This is a genomic window from Arthrobacter zhaoguopingii (genome assembly GCF_009828595.1).
Lineage (GTDB): Bacteria > Actinomycetota > Actinomycetes > Actinomycetales > Micrococcaceae > Arthrobacter_D > Arthrobacter_D zhaoguopingii.
The window spans coordinates 169374-185914 of record NZ_WPNY01000005.1 but is presented as its reverse complement, the minus strand read 5'-3'; the positions used below and the strand labels follow the sequence as shown (position 1 = coordinate 185914).

General features: G+C 68.2%; 9 protein-coding genes. 2 read left to right on the top strand and 7 right to left on the bottom strand.

Annotated elements, in window-relative coordinates:
* Positions 1-59: 59 nt before the first annotated feature.
* The 4 genes from GVV86_RS09020 to glf are packed head-to-tail and all read right to left on the bottom strand — an operon-like array spanning position 60 to position 4894.
* On the bottom strand, positions 60-791 hold the full coding sequence (locus GVV86_RS09020; protein WP_159802574.1) for an ABC transporter ATP-binding protein: 732 nt from the start codon (positions 789-791) through the stop codon (positions 60-62).
* 1 nt (position 792) lies between these two features.
* The gene (locus GVV86_RS09015; RefSeq protein ID WP_159802638.1) at positions 793-1650 is read right to left on the bottom strand and encodes an ABC transporter permease; all 858 of its coding nucleotides are present in this window, start codon (positions 1648-1650) and stop codon (positions 793-795) included.
* A gap of 44 nt (positions 1651-1694) precedes the next feature.
* A complete protein-coding gene (locus tag GVV86_RS09010; RefSeq protein WP_159802573.1) occupies positions 1695-3710 on the bottom strand; it encodes a glycosyltransferase in 2016 nt (671 codons plus the stop codon).
* Positions 3707-4894, bottom strand: coding sequence for a UDP-galactopyranose mutase (gene glf / locus GVV86_RS09005; protein WP_159802572.1), 1188 nt, complete (start codon positions 4892-4894; stop codon positions 3707-3709). The genes GVV86_RS09010 and glf overlap by 4 nt, the downstream gene beginning before the upstream one ends.
* Positions 4895-5136: 242 nt before the next feature.
* Between glf and GVV86_RS09000 the strand changes: the two genes are divergently transcribed.
* Positions 5137-9126, top strand: coding sequence for a type VII secretion EssC family protein (locus GVV86_RS09000; protein WP_159802571.1), 3990 nt, complete (start codon positions 5137-5139; stop codon positions 9124-9126).
* 4 nt (positions 9127-9130) lie between these two features.
* Here GVV86_RS09000 and GVV86_RS08995 read toward each other — a convergent pair whose 3' ends face one another.
* A complete protein-coding gene (locus GVV86_RS08995) occupies positions 9131-9553 on the bottom strand; it encodes a hypothetical protein (RefSeq protein ID WP_159802570.1) in 423 nt (140 codons plus the stop codon).
* Positions 9554-9790: 237 nt separating this feature from the next.
* Here GVV86_RS08995 and GVV86_RS08990 point away from each other — a divergent pair, with 237 nt between their 5' ends.
* Positions 9791-10039, top strand: a complete 249-nt coding sequence (locus GVV86_RS08990) for a WhiB family transcriptional regulator (RefSeq protein ID WP_086994524.1) — start codon at positions 9791-9793, stop codon at positions 10037-10039.
* A gap of 160 nt (positions 10040-10199) precedes the next feature.
* Here the strand turns inward: GVV86_RS08990 and GVV86_RS08985 are convergent, their stop codons facing one another.
* Positions 10200-11675 carry a sensor histidine kinase gene (locus GVV86_RS08985; protein WP_159802569.1) on the bottom strand — a complete coding sequence of 492 codons (1476 nt, stop codon included), beginning with the start codon at positions 11673-11675 and terminating at the stop codon, positions 10200-10202.
* Between the two features lie 13 nt (positions 11676-11688).
* A complete protein-coding gene (locus GVV86_RS08980; protein WP_159802568.1) occupies positions 11689-16506 on the bottom strand; it encodes an NAD-glutamate dehydrogenase in 4818 nt (1605 codons plus the stop codon).
* Positions 16507-16541: the final 35 nt, after the last annotated feature.

Here is a 16541-nt window from a genome sequence, read left to right as displayed (position 1 = left end):
TGGGAAGGGGCTATTTCTTCACCGGCGCGGGCGGTGCCGGGTGGTGCGGATGCGGGGGTTTAGATTCCCTTGCGCAGCCGCTCGACGACCTGGTTGACCGGACCGTCCATCAGCACTGTGCCATGGTCCAGGAGCACGCCGCGTTCGCAGATCTGCGCCACGAGGTCGAGTTCGTGGCTGACGACGATCAGCGTGCGCCCGGCGTCGGCCAGTTCCCTGATCTTGGCGAGGCACTTCTGCTTGAACGGTTCATCACCGACCGCGAGGATCTCGTCCACGAGGAACACCTCCGGGTCCGTGTGCACGGCGACGGAGAAGGCAAGCCGGAGGTACATGCCCGAGGAGTAGAACTTCACCTCGGTGTCGATGAAGTGGCCGATCTCAGAGAATTCGACGATGGAATCAAATTTCTCAGCGATCTCCGCCTCGCTCATGCCGAGGATCGCCCCGTTGAGGTATACATTGTCCCGGCCGCTGAGGTCCGGGTGGAAACCCGCGCCCACCTCGATGAGCCCGGCGACCCGTCCCCTCGTTCGGACGGTTCCGGTATCCGGGCGCATGACGCCGGAGATGTGCTTGAGGAGCGTTGACTTCCCCGACCCGTTGAGCCCGAGCAGCGCGACCGTTTCCCCTTGGTTGATCGTCAGGGAGACGCCCTTGAGCGCGTGGAACTTCTCCGAAAGGTCCCCTTTGCGGCCCTTCATCAGCCAGACGAAGGCTTCCTTCATCGACCGGGTGTGCCGCAGCACGAACTGCTTGTTGAGGTCGGCTATCTCTATTGCTGTCGTCACGTCACAACTCCTGCGCGAAACGGCCCTCAAGCCGTTTGAAAACGAACTGGCCCAGCAGCAGGAGGGCTGCGGAGATCACCAGGGCAATCGGAATCCACACCGACAGCAGGTTCGGCGGCACGGGATCGGCGGCGGTCGTCGTCGGGTACCAGAACGCGAAGTGGAAGGTCTCCACGCCGACGGTGAGCGGGTTGAGCTGGTAGAGGGTGAACAGGCCGGCGCTCACCTTGTCGCTGACCATCGTCCACGCGTAGAGGACCGGGGCCGCCCAGGTGGCGACCATCAGCAGCATGTCGACGAGGTTCTCGGCATCCCGGAAGTACACGTTGACGGCGCCGAACAGCAGCCCCAGCCCGGTGGCGAGCATGGTGACGATAAGGAATCCTGCCACTCCGGCCAGCAGTTGGATCACCGAGGGCGACCAGCCGCTGAACAGGCAGGCGACCACGAGGATGATGACCTGCGGGAGGAAGTGGACCCCCGACACCCAGATGGAGGCCACCGGGAACAATTCCCGCGGGAGGAAGATCTTCTTGATTAGGGCGCCGTTCATGACGATCGACCGGGAGGCGTTTCCGAGGGCTTCACTGAAGTAGTTGATCAGGACGATCCCGGAGAACAGGTAGACGGCGTAGTTCGGCAGCCCCTCCGGGTTCCTGGGGCTCTGCTCGAGTCCGAGGAACACCCCGAGGGCGACATAGAAGACGACGAACTGCATGCCGGGCTTGACATAGGACCACAGGAGGCCGAGGACCGACCCCCGGTACCGGACCCGCAGTTCCTTCTGCACGAGGAGTTTGAGGAGGAACCGGGAGCGCAGGACATCCCGCAGTCCCTGGCCGGAACCTGGGGTGTCCATTGCTGCGTTCACGCCCCCGGGTTCCAGGTGCTCGGCGGCAGTGCTCACAGTTCCTTCTTGTCCGACCCGTGCTTTTCGAAGGTCGCCGCCCAGGCTTCCTGGGAGGTGAAGTCCGGGAGGGCCGACTTGTACTGCTCGGACAGCTCATCCCACTGGGTGAGCAGCTTCTGGTGCAGTGCCATGCTGCGGGCCACCATAGCCCGGAACTGGGCGGAGTCCCGCTTGTACCAGGAGGCGCCTGAGCCGTCGGCGGAGGAGACGAGCGCCGAATCCAGCGACGCGAGCCTCCACCAGCGGGCGTCCATCGCGGGAACGGTTGCTTCCGGGCTCTCGGAGGCACCGGGGCGCGCCGGGCGGACCTGCCGGAGGGCACCCGCTGCGACTTTCGCCAGCGCCTCGCGCCTGCTCTTTGGAGCCGCAGGCTTGACGCCCCGTTTGGGCGGCTTGACCCGGCGGACGTCGGGGAACGCCGCGAGGTCCTTGCTCACCCGGGCGTCCTCGAACTCGGCCCTGCGGGCCCGGATCTCTGGCAGCTTCGTGCCGATGTTCTCGTGGAGGTGGCCCGGGCCGGCCAATACGTCTTCGAGCGCGTCAAGCCGCAGTTCCACGGCCGAGTACTGCATCGAGAGCAGGTGGCGCATGTCAACGGCGAAGCTCTCGCGCGGCATGCGTCCGCCCCGCTTGTAGGGCGAGTAGATCATGGCGGCAACCCAGCGGTTCCGCTGGTGGAAGTACGCCTGCCAGTCGATGGTGTCGTCCTTGTCCGTCCACGGCATGTGCCAGACGGCCGCTCCGGGAAGCGAGACAGTGCGGTAGCCGTGGGCCTTGGCCCGGATCCCGTACTCGGCGTCGTCCCACTTGATGAAGACCGGGAGCGCGAGCCCGATCTCCCGAACGATGCTCGTGGGGATCAGGCACATCCACCAGCCGTTGTAGTCGACGTCGACCCGGCGGTGCATCCAGGGGGTCGTGCGCAGGTTGCTCGCGGAGAAATCGTGGGATTCCTGGGTCGTCGTCACGGTCCCGTACGTGTAGCGGTACTCGTTGATCTCCTCGCCGAAGCTGTGGAGCACAGCGCGTTCGTAGAGGTTGAACATGTGACCGCCGACGATGGTTGGCTTGCGGGTGAAGTCGGCGAAGCTGACGGCGCGGAGGATGCCTTCCGTTTCCACGATGACATCGTCGTCAAGGAGCATGACGTACTTGCTGCGGCCGTCCTTCACGGTTTCGTGCATGCCCCGGGCGAATCCGCCCGATCCGCCGAGGTTGTCCTGCTCGATCAGGTCGAACTGGCCCTGCAGCCCGGCGGCCGCGTCGCCATAGCCTTCCTCGTCGCGGACCTTCTGGGTGCCCTGGTCGGTGATCAGGAGGCGGTCGAGAACCGTGAGGAGGTCCGGGGATTCGGCGAGGGTCCGCATGAGCCGGACGCAGTACTCGGGCCGGTTGAAGGTGGTCACGGCGATGGAGAGCGTTCCCGGGACGAATCCCTCAGGCTCGCGGACCGCCCACTCCGCCTTCGTGAGGGTCACGTCACTGTCGAGGGCGACAAGGTCGAACCAGTACCAGCCGCCGTCACCGAACGCGGTGATCGGCAGCTCGACCTCGATGGGCTTTCCGCCCTCGGCCCGGATGCTTTCGACCCGGTTGGAGCTTCCGCGCGCGCTTGAGCGGTACACGACCACGGTGGCCACGGCGTCGACCTCAACGAGGAGGCGGACGGACTTCACCTCGGTGTGGGCACGCCAGTAGCTCGCCGGGAAGGCGTTGAAGTACGTGCCCAGGGAGATGCGCCGGTGGGCCGGCAGGCGCAGCCTGCGGCGGTCGACGATGAAATCGGAGCGCTGGGAGGTGCTCTGCGTGATGACCGCGGTTGACGAGGAGTCGGATTTGGCGCTTCCCTGCTGTCCGTCCACGACCCGCTGGGCCGCGTTGAAGTCGACGTAGAGCGGAAGGGTGTCGGTGTCGCCGTCGGTGGGGAAAACGACCCGGTGGACGGTGCGCCACGCAGCCTTGTCCGCTTCGTCCTTGGCTGCTCGATCTACTGCCGGTGCAGTGCTCATGCGTCAACTCCTCCGCTTTCTAGCGTTTCCCCGCCCGTGAAGTGCGGCTTGATCTTATTGTCGAACATGGTCAGGGCCGATCCGATGGCCATGTGCATGTCGAGGTACTTATAGGTTCCGAGGCGCCCGCCGAACAGCACCGAGTCCTCCGCCTTGGCCAGGTCACGGTAGGCGAGCATCTTGAGCCGGTCATCCGCAGTGTTGACCGGGTAGTACGGCTCGTCTCCGGACTCGGCGAACCGGGAGAACTCGCGCATGATCAACGTTTTTTCCGTCTGGTAGTCCCGTTCCGGGTGGAAGTGGCGCGGTTCGATGATTCGGGTGAAGGGGGTGTCGGCGTCGTTGTAGTTGACCACCGAGGTTCCCTGGAAGTCGCCCGTTTCGAGCACCTCCTGCTCGAAGTCGATCGTACGCCAGGACAGCTCGCCCTCGGCGTAGTCGAAGTACCTGTCAACCGGACCGGTGTAGATCACGGGCACAGTGCCAACGATGGCCTCCTTATTGAGCGGCTGGGACTCGTCGAAGAAGTCGGTGGTGAGTTTCACCGTGATGTTCGGGTGGTCGGCCATGCGCTCGATCCACGCTGTGTATCCGTCGGTGGGAAGACCCTCGTACTTGTCGTTGAAGTACCGGTTGTCGTAGTTGTAGCGCACCGGCAGCCGGGAAATGATTCCGGCGGGCAGGTCCTTCGGGTCGGTCTGCCACTGCTTGCCGGTGTAGTGCTTGATGAACGCCTCGTAGAGGGGCCTGCCGATCAGCTGGATTCCCTTGTCATTGAGGTTCTGCGGGTCTGACCCCGCGAGCTCCCCGGCCTGTTCCTGGATCAGCGCCCGCGCCTCGTCGGGCGTGAAGTTGGCCCTGAAGAACTGGTTGATCGTCGCGAGGTTGATCGGCAGGGAGAACACCTCGCCGTTGTGCACGCCGTAGACCTTGTGGACGTAGTTCGTGAAGGTGGTGAACCGGTTGACGTACTCCCAGACCCGCTCGTTGGAGGTGTGGAAGAGGTGGGCGCCGTACTTGTGGACCTCGATACCGGTTTCGGCGTCCCGCTCGCTGTAGGCGTTTCCACCGATGTGGTTGCGGCGGTCGATCACGGTCACGCGGAGACCGAGTTCAGTGGCAGCCCGCTCTGCGATGGTGAGCCCGAAAAATCCCGCACCAACAATGACGAGGTCTGAATTCACTACTTCTCCTGTGGATGAATGTAGGCACACGAGTGCCCCTGCCCGATTCCCAAGGTTACCGGATAAGTACCGGTGGTCTGGGACACAGAGGCCCTCCCCCGCGCCGGACCGGGCCCCGCGGCGGCGCGTCCTGCGGGCACGGCGGGCCCTATTTATCCACACAGCGCGGCGCCCGGCCGTGCGGGGTCCCCCGGACGCCTAACGTTTCTGACATTGCCCCCTGACACCTGCAGGACCGCCCAATGCTGCTTCACCTCTCCCTCGTTTCCGGCCCCGGCGGCCCGGAGGCTTCGGCCCGCGAATTAGTTGTCGACGGCGCCGTCCTGGACACCGGCGAGAAGCTCGTGAGCGAGCTCGCCCGGGGTGGCACGCCGGGACCGTTTCACGTCGCAGGCCGCCGGCTAGATGATCTGGTATCCGGCTGCAGTCCGCTGGTCAGCGGGGCGGTCATCGTCGCGGGCCCCTCCGGCCGCGCACCGGCGGAGGCGGCGGCACCGGGGCTCCTGTTCGTCGTTCACGCAGGCCCCGACGCGGGCCAGGTCATTCCGCTTTCCCGGGGCACCTACCGCATTGGACGCGCGGCTGCCGACATCACAATCAGGGACCCGCTGGTCTCGCGCCGACATGCCGTGCTGGTGGTCGGGCGGCACCAGGTGCTTCTTCGGGACCGGCACTCCGCCAACGGCACGGTGGTCGACGGAGCGCCCATCACCGAAACCCCGATCACGGTGGAGTCGTCGATGAAGTTTGGCGGTAGTAGGTGCAGACTGGCCATCGCCGGGTCATCCAGAGAGGCGGCGCATCGGCTCCCAGCCTCGGGCTTGGACGGCCCGGTCCCCGTGGGTGTCCCCCTGCCCCCGCCGGCCGGGTGGGGCGGCCTCCTTGCGGCGGTGGTCCCCCTGGTGGTCGGTGGATCGCTGGCGCTCGCCACCGGCATGGTGCTCCTGCTGGCCTTCAGCGCAGCAGCGTCGCTGGCCGCGTGCGTGCCCCTTGCCACCGGCGTGCTCCGGGGAAGGGTGTTCCGGCGGGCAGTCGCCGCCGCCGCCGCGGAGGATCTGGAACTGCGGAAGCGGAGAGCCCCCGACTTAGGGCAACTCGTCCTTGCACTGCTGGCCCCCTCGCCCACCGGAGGGGGCACCGGGAGGGGCGCCGCGGAACTCCTGCGTGAGCGGTCCGTTGGCGGGGCGCCGGGCATAACGCTCCGCCTGGGCACCGCAGACCAGCCGGCCGACCTCGCCGTGACCGGGGCGCCGCCCGGGTGGCAGCCTCCGGTGCTCTCCGGGGCGCCCTTGACGCTTCGATTGCCCCCGGGTTCTGCGGGTGGCTCTCCGGCTGTGCCGGCGAACGGCGCCGCCAAGATGCGGGAACCACCGCTCGAGGTGTCCTTCGAGGGCCCGAAGGAAGCGATTCGCGGCGCGGCCCGGTCCCTTCTCCTGCAGCTGGCCTGCTTCCCGGAGCCGATGTCAGTGGTGTGCTGGGGCACCATGGACTCCCTGCCGCTGGAGGCCCGATTCCTGCCCGGAGTCCAGCTCGCCACACGGCGGGAGTCCTTCCTCGCCCTCATTTCCGGTTCCGGCACGTGTGTCGCCCTGGACTTCGGCCCCGCTCCCGCTCCACTGCCGCTGTCGGCTCCCGTGCATGTACTCCGCTTCGGGCCCAGGCCGCCCGCCCGCGTGGGGATCACCCTAGCGCCGGGGCGCGGCCAGCTGCGCCGCGGCGGTACCACGACCACTTTCCTGCCGGACCTCATGGGTGAGGTGGCATTCGAGCGCGCCGCACGGGCGCTCGGTGGGCAGGTGCCGGACGCGCCGGGACCGGGCGGGCTGCCCCGCCGGTGTGCGGTGTTCGGGCCAGGAGCACTTCAGCCGAGCTTCCACCTCGGGACTACCGTGCGCCGGTGGGCCGCCACAGACCACCGGCTGGACCTTCCGGTGCCGGTGGGCGTGACCCCGTCCGGCCCGGTGGACATCGACCTCACCACCGAGGGCCCGCACCTGCTGGCAGCGGGCACCACCGGCGCTGGGAAATCGGAGTTCCTTCGGGCGCTGGTCCTTGGGCTGGCAGCCAGGTACTCGCCACGAAGGATCAATTTCCTCCTCATTGACTTCAAGGGCGGGTCAGGGCTTGAGCCGCTCGCGGACCTCCCCCACGCCGTGGGCCTGCTGACGGATCTCTCCGAAGAATCGGTGTCCCGGGCCCTGAGATCCCTCCGCGCCGAACTGATCCGGCGCGAGGCCTTGTTCGCCGCCTGCTCGGCAGGCTCGATCGATGCCTACCATCGGGCTGCTCCGGGGACGCTGTTGCCCCGGCTCGTTGTGGTGATCGACGAGTACCGGCTCCTTGCGGAGGAGGTTCCCGACGCGATGGAGCACCTGATGCGGATCGCCGCCCTGGGCCGTTCACTGGGCGTTCACCTTGTGCTGGCCACGCAACGGCCCCAGGGCGCAGTGACCCCGGAGATCCGGGCAAACGTCACCGCCCGGGTCGTCTTCCGGGTCCAGTCCGGATCCGACTCGCTCGACCTGGTTGGGACCGCCGCGGCGGCCTCGATCCCCGTCGGTCTGCCCGGACGAGGACTGCTGGCGGTTGGCCCAGCCCCCGCCGTGGAATTCCAGGCGGCCTGCTGTGAAGGGCCGCAAACGCCGGCGGTCCAGGACCTTGCGACTCATCTTGAAGGCCAGACCGGGCCGGGTGGCGCGGCGCCGTCGTCGGGTGCGGAGTCGACGGCAGAGACCCATTCTCCACCCACCGTGGCGGCGGCCGTGCGGACCCTGGCTGCGGCGGCCGCCGCCGCCGGAATCGATGGTGCGTGGCCCCCGGTCCTCCCCCCACTGCCGGCGGAGCTGCTCCCCGCGGGCCCCGGGGCGTCGGTGCCGGGGGCCCTCACCCTGGGACTGCTGGATCTTCCCGACCGGCAGTCGCAGCCTCTCCTGCGCTGGGCACCCGGCGGCTCGCACCTTGCCTTCATCGGTTCGGCTTCCTCCGGAGCCTCCGGAGCGCTCCGGCACACCCTTACGGAGTGCCTGCTGGTCCTGCCGGACGCGCACCTCTATATCCTCGACGGCGACTTCACGCTCGTCTCCGCCTCCGACGCGCCCCAGACGGGAGCCTACGCCGCCGCCCACGAACCGGTCCGGGCGGAGCGGATCCTCCTCCGCCTCGCCGCCGTGGTCCTCGAACGGCTCTCGGCCCCCGCCGCACGCGGCACTGCTCCGATTCTCCTCGCGGTGTCGGGCTGGGGCCGGTGGGCGGGCGCCTTCCGGTCCCGCCGGTTTTCCGCCGCCGAGGACCTGCTCCACGACATCGTCCGTGACGGTCCCGCCGCCGGAGTGTCGCTGGTGATCACCGGTGAAAGGGAGCTGACCGCAGCCCGCTTCCTCGGGCAGGTCCCGAACCGGGTCTACCTGCCCCTGGGAACGCCCCCGGAGGTGACCGCCGGCTGGCCCCGGCTGCCGCCGGTCGACCCGGTGCCGGGACGGGGCGTTGCCGTCGGCAGGTTTGGCACGGCCCGGTCCGGCCCGGTCCTGATCGACGACGGCGCCCCCGCCCAGCTGACCGTCCGGCCCCGGGCGGGGGCAGCGGCGCCGCGGCCCCCGCAGCGGCGCCCCTTCCGGGTTGACCCGCTGCCGGTCCGGGTGCGGTCGAGGGACCTCGCACCCGCCACCGGGGCCGGCGGTGCCTGCCAAATTCCAATCGGGATCGGCGGCGACGAACCGGAGACCGTCTTCCTGGGGTTGCCAGCCGGGAGCCTCTGGGCCGCGGTGGGCCCGCCGGTCTCGGGCAGGTCGACCCTTCTGGCCCTGCTCGAGCACCAGGCCCCGCCCTGGCTGTACCGCCTGCGGACCCGGGACGATCCGGCGGCCTACTGGCGGGCCGCCGCCGGCCGCCCTCCCCTGGCGACGGACCCGGCGCGGTGCCTGTTGCTGATCGACGACGCCGACACCCTGCCCGACGCCCTCCACCCGATCCTCGAGGCATGCCTCGCCTCCGGGGCCCGGGCGGTGCTGACGGCGGGTCTCCAGTTCCTGCTGACCCAGCGGCCGCTCGCCCGGCTGGCCCGGGCCGCGGGCCGCGGCGTCATTCTGGCGCCGCGGTCCGATTCCGACGGCGAGGCGTTCGGGGTCCGGCTGGAGGCTCCGGAGAGCATCGGCCCACCCGGACGCGCGGTGGTGCTGGACTCGGGCCGGCAGCTGCCGGTGCAGCTCGCGCAGTTTCCTGAAGGCGGCCCCTGATGCCCTACAGGGTCCGGGTCTCCCCCGCGGTCCGTGAAGTGTAGTTCAGGACGGGGCTGGTGAAGAGGGCGATCAGGACAACCGCTCCCGGCACCAGCATCGCGAGGCCGATCACCACCGCCCCGCTGGAGAAGAACGACACCGAAAGGATGACGAGGAAGAGCTGGATCACCAGGGCGGCCGAGCGCGGCCAGCGGAAACCCCGCCACAGCGCACGGGCCAGCACCACGAGCCAGATGGCAAGGAGGATCAGGAACACTGCCAGGAAGACCGTTCCCCCGACGGAGACCAGATCGCCCATGGCCAGGGTGCTCAGGAAGAGGGCTCCGACGCCCAGGAAGCCCAGGGCCTCAAACAGGAGGATTCCCGCGATCACGGCGACGCCGGCCGGGCGGAGGTGGGGAGCTGGCTCGGTGGGTCTTGACACACTGGCACCCTACCGGAGATAGTTCCAGTACGGCCAAGACCGGACCCCTCCCGCACCCTCTTGTGACCTATCCCTCATTCGTCTGCGCAACTCTCGGTGTATTAACTCTTGTTTACCGTGACGTAACGTGACAGCCTTGATCTGAGATGAAAGCGGGGGCCGCATACGGCCCCTTTACTATGAGGGCCCTCGTGAATGTTTTCACAAGGATGAGGGCTAAAGGAGAAAGTGGTCAGCATGGATTGGCGTAGCCGCGCTGCGTGTCTGGACAAGGACCCGGAGTTGTTTTTCCCGGTCGGAAATACCGGGCCGGCGCTTCTTCAGATCGAAGAGGCCAAGAGCGTCTGCCGTCGCTGCCCCGTCATCGACACCTGCCTTCAGTGGGCGATCGAATCCGGACAGGACGCAGGCGTCTGGGGCGGAATGAGTGAGGACGAGCGCCGCGCGCTCAAGCGCCGGGCCGCCCGTGCCCGCCGCGCCTCGTAACTAGGTGCAGGGCGGCCGCCAGGCCGCAGCCAGCACATGCAGGAGGGCCGCCCGCGGGCGGCCCTCCTGCATTTAATCCGGACCTCTGCTCCCAGGCTTCGGGGAGATGACCGGCGGGCGGCCGGAACCGGCCGCCCATCCGACCGACCTATCCGACCGCTCAGGCGCACCGGTCGTTGTGCAGGCCCATCTCGAGGTGCACCGTCGTGCCGCCGCCCTCCCGGGCACTCCACTCGATGGTCCCCCCGAGCTCGCTGTTCACCAGCGTCCGGACGATCTGCAGGCCGAGGCCCTGGGGAAATTCCCCGGCGGGCAGGCCCACTCCGTCATCGGCGATCGTGACGTCAAGGAGCTCCTCGCCGTCGCGGTTGGTGCGACGGTTCGCCGCCAGCCACACGGTGCCGCTGCGCTCGGCCAGTCCGTGCTCGACGGCGTTGGTCACCAGCTCATTGATGACAAGGGCCAGCGGCGTCGCGAAGTCGCTCGGCAGCTCCCCAAAACTGCCGCTGCGTTCGGTGCGCACCGCGTGGGACGGCGAGGCGACCTCCGCCGAGAGCCGGAACTGCCGCTCGATGAGCTCATCGAAGTCGACGCTCTGCGCAAGACCCTGGGACAGGGTCTCGTGGACCAGGGCGATGGTCGCAACCCGCCGCATTGCCTGCTCGAGGCCCTGTTTGCCCTCGTCGCTGACCATCCGCCGCGACTGCATCCGGAGCAGGGCGGCGACGGTCTGCAGGTTGTTCTTCACCCGGTGGTGGATCTCCCGGATGGTGGCGTCCTTGGAGACGAGTTCCATCTCCCGGCGGCGCAGTTCCGAGACGTCCCGTACCAGCACCAGCGCCCCGAAGCGGTCCGTCTCGTCCCGCAGCGGGATCGCCCGCAGGGACAGACTGACGCCGCGGGAGCTGATTTCAGACCGCCAAGGCATGCGCCCGGTCACCACGAGCGGCAGGGTCTCATCGACCATCCGCCGGTCCTTCAGCAGCGGGGTCGTGATTTCGGCCAGCGACCGCCCCTCGAGGGTTTCCACGTCCCCGAGCCGCCGGAACGCCGAGACGCCGTTGGGGCTGGCATATTCGACAATCCCGTCGACGTCGAGGCGGATCAGTCCGTCACCGACGCGGGGCGCCCCCCGCCGGGAGCCCGTCGGCGTCGCGAAGTCCGGCCAGAGGCCCAGGGTCCCCATCCGGAGCAGATCCTGCGCACACTGCCGGTAGGTGAGCTCCAGCCGGGAGGGCATCCGCGGCGTGGACATGTCCATATGGGTCGTCACGATGGCCAGGGTCCGGCCGTTGCGCACCATGGGGACCGCCTCGACGCGCATGGCGGTCTCCAGGCACTGTTCGTCCGGCGTGCATTCGATCCGCTGACTCTCCCAGGCCCGGTTCACCAGCGGAAGCAGGTCCGCCCGGATCCGCTCCCCCACGAAGTCGCTGTGGAAGACGGTATGCGAAGTCGAGGGCCGGGCATGCGCCAGCGCGACGTACCCCCCGTCGTCGAGCGGAAACCACAGCGCGAGGTCGGCGAACGCGAGGTCCGCCACCATCTGCCAGTCCCCCACCAGAAGGTGCAGCCACTCCGCGTCCCCCGGCGCGAAACCCTGATAGTCGCGGATCGGGTCGGTGAAGATAGCCATGAATTCCTGTCAATCAGCGGACGATGGAGCGCAGCAGGCGCAGCGCTACCGAGAGCGAGGAGATATCGTCCTGTTCGAGGCTGTTGACCTCGTCGAACATGTTCCGGGCCCGCGCCAGCTGGTCGGCGTGCTGCGCCTCCCACTCATGCAGGCGGGCCATCGGCTCGCCCCCGCGGAGCCTGTCCGAGGCCTTGAGCACCGCGACGGTGATGTCGGCGACGGTCGAATAGAGATCATCGCGCAGTGCCGCCCGGGCCAGCGCCTGCCACCTGTCCTTGCGGGGAAGGTGGGTGATGCGCTCAAGGAGGTTGTCCACGTCGAAGTAGTCGTAGACGGCGTAGTACACGCGGGCGATGTCCTCAACCGGTTCGTCGACCCGCCGGGTGCTGAAGGCGATGTCGAGGAGGGCGAAGGATTCGAACTGTTCGGCCCAGGTGGTCACGATGGACTCGGGCAGCCCCCGCTCCTGCGCCACCGCCGTCCACTTCCGGACGCGCTCGAGGTCGCCGCCGCGCACGAAGGATGAGAGCCGGGACCGCAGCGGGTCCATGAGTGGCTTGAACGCCGCGACGCTTTCCTCCACCGGCGTGCCGGCTTCGACGTGGTTCACGAACCAGCGGACGGCCCGGTCGAGCAGGCGCCGCAGGTCCAGGTGGACCTCGCACCAGTGCTCGGTCGGGAAGTCTGCCGGCAGTGCCTCGAGCGCGGTGACGATCGAGTCGAGCTCGTAGATCTCGCGCAGCGCGACGAAGGCCCGGGCGACAGCGGCTTCGGGAACCGAGGTCTCCTCCATGACGCGGAAGGCGAAGGTGATGCCGCCCATGTTCACCATGTCATTGGCGATGGTGGTCGCGATGATCTCCCGGCGCAGCGGGTGGGTGTCAAGCAGGTCGCCGAAGCGCTCCACCAGCTGGTGCGGGAAGTACCGGCGCAGGGTGCCGGAGAAGTAGGGGTCGTCGGGCAGGTCGCTGCGGGTGAGCGCCTTGGCCAGTTCGATCTTCGCGTAGGCCGCCAGGACCGACAGCTCCGGGGAGGTCAGGCCCTTCCCGGTCTCGAGCCGGGCCCGCAGCGCCTTGGTGGTGGGCAGGGCCTCGAGGCCCCGGTCCAGGTCCGCGTGGGCCTCAAGCCAGTCCATCAGCCGCTCGAAGCTGGGGCTCCACTCGATGATCCGCTGCCGGTCGTTGAGCAGCAGCACGTTCTGGTCGATGTTGTCGCGCAGCACAAGTCTGCTGACCTCATCGGTCATGGAGTGGAGGAAGTCGGGGCGTTCCTCCGGCGTCATCCGGCCCAGCTTCACCATCCGGTCGACGAAGATCTTGATGTTGACCTCGTGGTCGGAGCAGTCGACGCCGGCGGAGTTGTCGATCGCGTCGGTATTGAGCACCACGCCGGTCAGCGCCGCCTCGATCCGTCCGCGCTGGGTCATGCCGAGGTTTCCGCCCTCACCGACGACCTTGACCCGCAGGTCGCTGCCGTTGATCCGGATCGCGTCGTTGGCGCGGTCCCCGACCTCGGCGTTGGTTTCGGCCGAGGACTTCACGTAGGTGCCGATGCCGCCGTTGTAGAGCAGGTCAACCGGCGCGCTCAGGATGGCCTTCAGGAGTTCGGGCGGGCTGAGGGTGGTCACGGAGTCCTCGAGGCCCAGGACGGCCCGGATCTGGTCCGAGACCGGAATCGACTTGGACTGCCGCGGGTAGATGCCCCCGCCTTCGCTGAGCAGGGAGGCGTCGTAGTCCTCCCAGCTGGAGCGCGGCAGGTCGAACAGCCGCCTGCGCTCGGCGTGGGAGACCGCGGGATCCGGGTTGGGATCGAGGAAGATGTGCCGGTGGTCGAAGGCCGCCACGAGCTTGATGTGTTCGGACAGCAGCATGCCGTTGCCGAACACATCCCCGCTCATGTCGCCGACGCCCACGACCGTGAAGTCCTGGGTCTGCGTATCGAGGTCGAATTCGCTGAAGTGCCGCTTGACGGACTCCCACGCGCCGCGGGCGGTGATGCCCATCGCCTTGTGGTCATAGCCCACCGAGCCGCCCGAGGCGAACGCGTCGCCGAGCCAGAAGCCGTACTCCGCCGACAGGGCATTGGCGATGTCGGAGAAGGACGCGGTGCCCTTGTCCGCCGCGACGACCAGGTAGGAGTCATCGCCGTCATGGCGCACCACCCGCTCGGGGGTGACCACCGTTTCCCTGCCGTCGACGGTGACCAGGTTGTCGGTGATGTCCAGCAGCGCGCGGATGAAGGTGCGGTAGCTCTCCGTTCCCTCCGCCAGCCAGGCCGCCCTGTCCACCGTGGGGTCGGGAAGCTGCTTGGGGAAGAACCCGCCCTTGGCCCCGGTGGGCACGATGACGGCGTTCTTGACGGTCTGGGCCTTCACCAGGCCCAGCACCTCGGTGCGGAAGTCCTCGCGGCGGTCCGACCAGCGCAGCCCGCCGCGGGCGATTTCCCCGAAGCGCAGGTGGACACCCTCGACCTGGGGCGAGTACACCCAGATCTCGAACCTGGGCCGCGGGAACGGCGCCCCCTCGATCGAGGGAGTGTCGAGCTTGAAGCTGACGTGCCGTTTGTTCTGGAAGTAGTTCGTGCGCAGGGTCGCGTCGATGAGGTTGGCGTAGGAGCGCAGGACACGGTCGGCGTCGAGGGTCACGACCCGTTCGAGTCCCGCGGCGAGGTCGACCCGGGCGGCTGCGGCCGCGGCCTCCCGGTCGGAGGTCAGGTCGGGATCGAACCGTGCCTCGAACAGGGCGACAAGCGCCCGGGCCACGCCGGCGTTGCGCAGCAGCGTATCGGCGACGAAGCCGTACGAGTTCGCGTTGCCGATCTGGCGCATGTACTTGGCATAGCTGCGCAGGATCAGCACCTGGCGCCAGCTGAAGTGCTCGCGCACCACCAGGCGGTCGAAGGTGTCCGACTCGCTGGCACCGACGACGGCGGCGGCGAACGCCTCCTTGAGCAGGTCGGCCGTTTCAAGCGGGCTGATGCCGGCCGGATACCTCAGGCCGAGGTCGTACAGGAAGTACTGCTGGCCGTCGGCGCGTTCGATTTCGAACGGCCTCTCGTCCAGGACCTCAAGGCCGAGGTTGTGGAGGAACGGCAGGATCTGGGTGAGGCTCTTCGGCTCCATGAGGTAGAGCTTGAGCCTCGCGTCCTCCTCGGCGCCGGGCCGCTGCGGGACATAGACGTGCATGCCGGGGGCGCCGGTGGAGCCGTCCAGGGCCTCGAAGCGGCTGACGTCCTCGAGGGCATCCTCAACCTCGTAATCCACCCGGTACCCTGCCGGGAAGGCCTCTCCCCAAAGCCCGGACAGGCGCTCGGCTTCCTCCTGGTCGGAGCGGTCCCGGGCGACCTCGGCGATGCCTTCGCCCCAGGACCGGGCGGCCCGGACAAGCCGCTCCTCAAGCTCGGCGCTGTCGACCTGCTGGACCTCCCCGCCGCGGGCGAGCCGGATACGGAAGAACAGCCTCGCGAGGGCCGATTCGCTGACGCGGGCCTCGAAGTCGATCGAGTCGGCCTGGAAGGTGGTGCGCAGCTCCTCCTCGATCCGGAGCCGGACGCTGGTGGTGTACCGGTCGCGGGGGAGGTACACCAGCGCGGACATGAACCGCCCGTAGATGTCGGGGCGGAGGAACAGCCGGGTGCGGCGGCGTTCCTGGAGGCGCAGGATGCCCATGGCCGTGTTGACCAGGTCCTGGACCTCGATCTGGAACAGCTCGTCCCGCGGATAGGTTTCGGCGATCGAGAGCAGGTCCTTGCCGGAGTGCGAGTCGGAGGGGAATCCGCAGAGCCTGAGCATCTCGGTGACCTTGTCCCGGACGATCGGCACGTTCCGCACCGACCCCGTGTAGGCGCTGGTCGCGAAGAGCCCGATGAAGCGCCGCTCCCCGTTGACATTGCCCTGCGCGTCGAAGCTCTTGACCCCGATGTAGTCGAGGTAGGCCGCGCGGTGCACGGTGGAGCGTGAGTTCGCCTTGGTGATCACCAGGGCCCGCTTCTCGCGGGCCTTGGCGCGGCCCGCCGAGGTGAGGTGCTGGATCCGCCGGTCCGCGTCGGTGTCGCGGAGCAGGCCGAGGCCGCTGCCGCGGCGGACGCAGAGGGCGTCGAGGCCGTCCTCAACGACGAGGTCGTATTCCTTGTAGCCGAGGAAGGTGAAGTTCCCGTCGTCGAGCCACCTCAGCAGTTCCTGCGCCTGGCGCAGGTCCGGGATGGAGGAGCCGCCGGCGACTCCATCCAGGGAATCCGCGATGCTCTGGACCTGGGCGCGCATTGCGGGCCAGTCGTGCACCGCGGCCCGCACGTCGGCCAGGACCTTATGAAGGCCGTCCGTGAGCCTGCCGCGTGCCTCCTCGTCGGGAATCCGGTTGATCTCGATGGACATCCACGATTCGATCGAGGAGGCCCCGGGGATCAGGTGGGAGATGTCGGGAAGCGCGGCCGTGTCTCCGCTCGAGGAGCCGGCACTGGAGGGGACGCGCTGGAGACCGTTCAGGGCGTGAGACGCTTCTTCGCGTGCCGCCACGAAGGTGGGATGAACCACTAAGCGGATGGCGCAGCCCTGCCGGACCAGTTCCGCGGTGACCGAATCGACCAGGAAGGGCATGTCATCGGTGACAATGGCAACGACGCTCGCTTCGCCCTGGTCGAAGACATCGACCACCGGCTCTCCGGCGGCGCGCACCTCGGCATTCCGGCGGTGGGTGAGCGCGCGGTCACGCAGCGCTGAACCGCTGTAGGCTTCGGCGTCCTCCCCTGCGAGGTGTTCATAGTAGTGCTCAATGAAGTCCTCAAGCGACGTGTCTGAACTGGACTGATCCGTGACGCTGGATCCAGACGACATGAAAAACGCCTCCGTAACGAGATGAAAGACCGCTC

What these genes read in the sequence shown, in the direction of transcription:
- GVV86_RS09000 (WP_159802571.1), top strand. Translation starts at nt 5,137, where the DNA reads ATGCTGCTTCACCTCTCCCTCGTTTCCGGCCCCGGCGGCCCGGAGGCT.
- GVV86_RS09010 (WP_159802573.1), bottom strand. Translation starts at nt 3,710, where the DNA reads ATGAGCACTGCACCGGCAGTAGATCGAGCAGCCAAGGACGAAGCGGAC.
- GVV86_RS08980 (WP_159802568.1), bottom strand. Translation starts at nt 16,506, where the DNA reads ATGTCGTCTGGATCCAGCGTCACGGATCAGTCCAGTTCAGACACGTCG.
- GVV86_RS08990 (WP_086994524.1), top strand. Translation starts at nt 9,791, where the DNA reads ATGGATTGGCGTAGCCGCGCTGCGTGTCTGGACAAGGACCCGGAGTTG.
- GVV86_RS08985 (WP_159802569.1), bottom strand. Translation starts at nt 11,675, where the DNA reads ATGGCTATCTTCACCGACCCGATCCGCGACTATCAGGGTTTCGCGCCG.
- GVV86_RS09015 (WP_159802638.1), bottom strand. Translation starts at nt 1,650, where the DNA reads ATGGACACCCCAGGTTCCGGCCAGGGACTGCGGGATGTCCTGCGCTCC.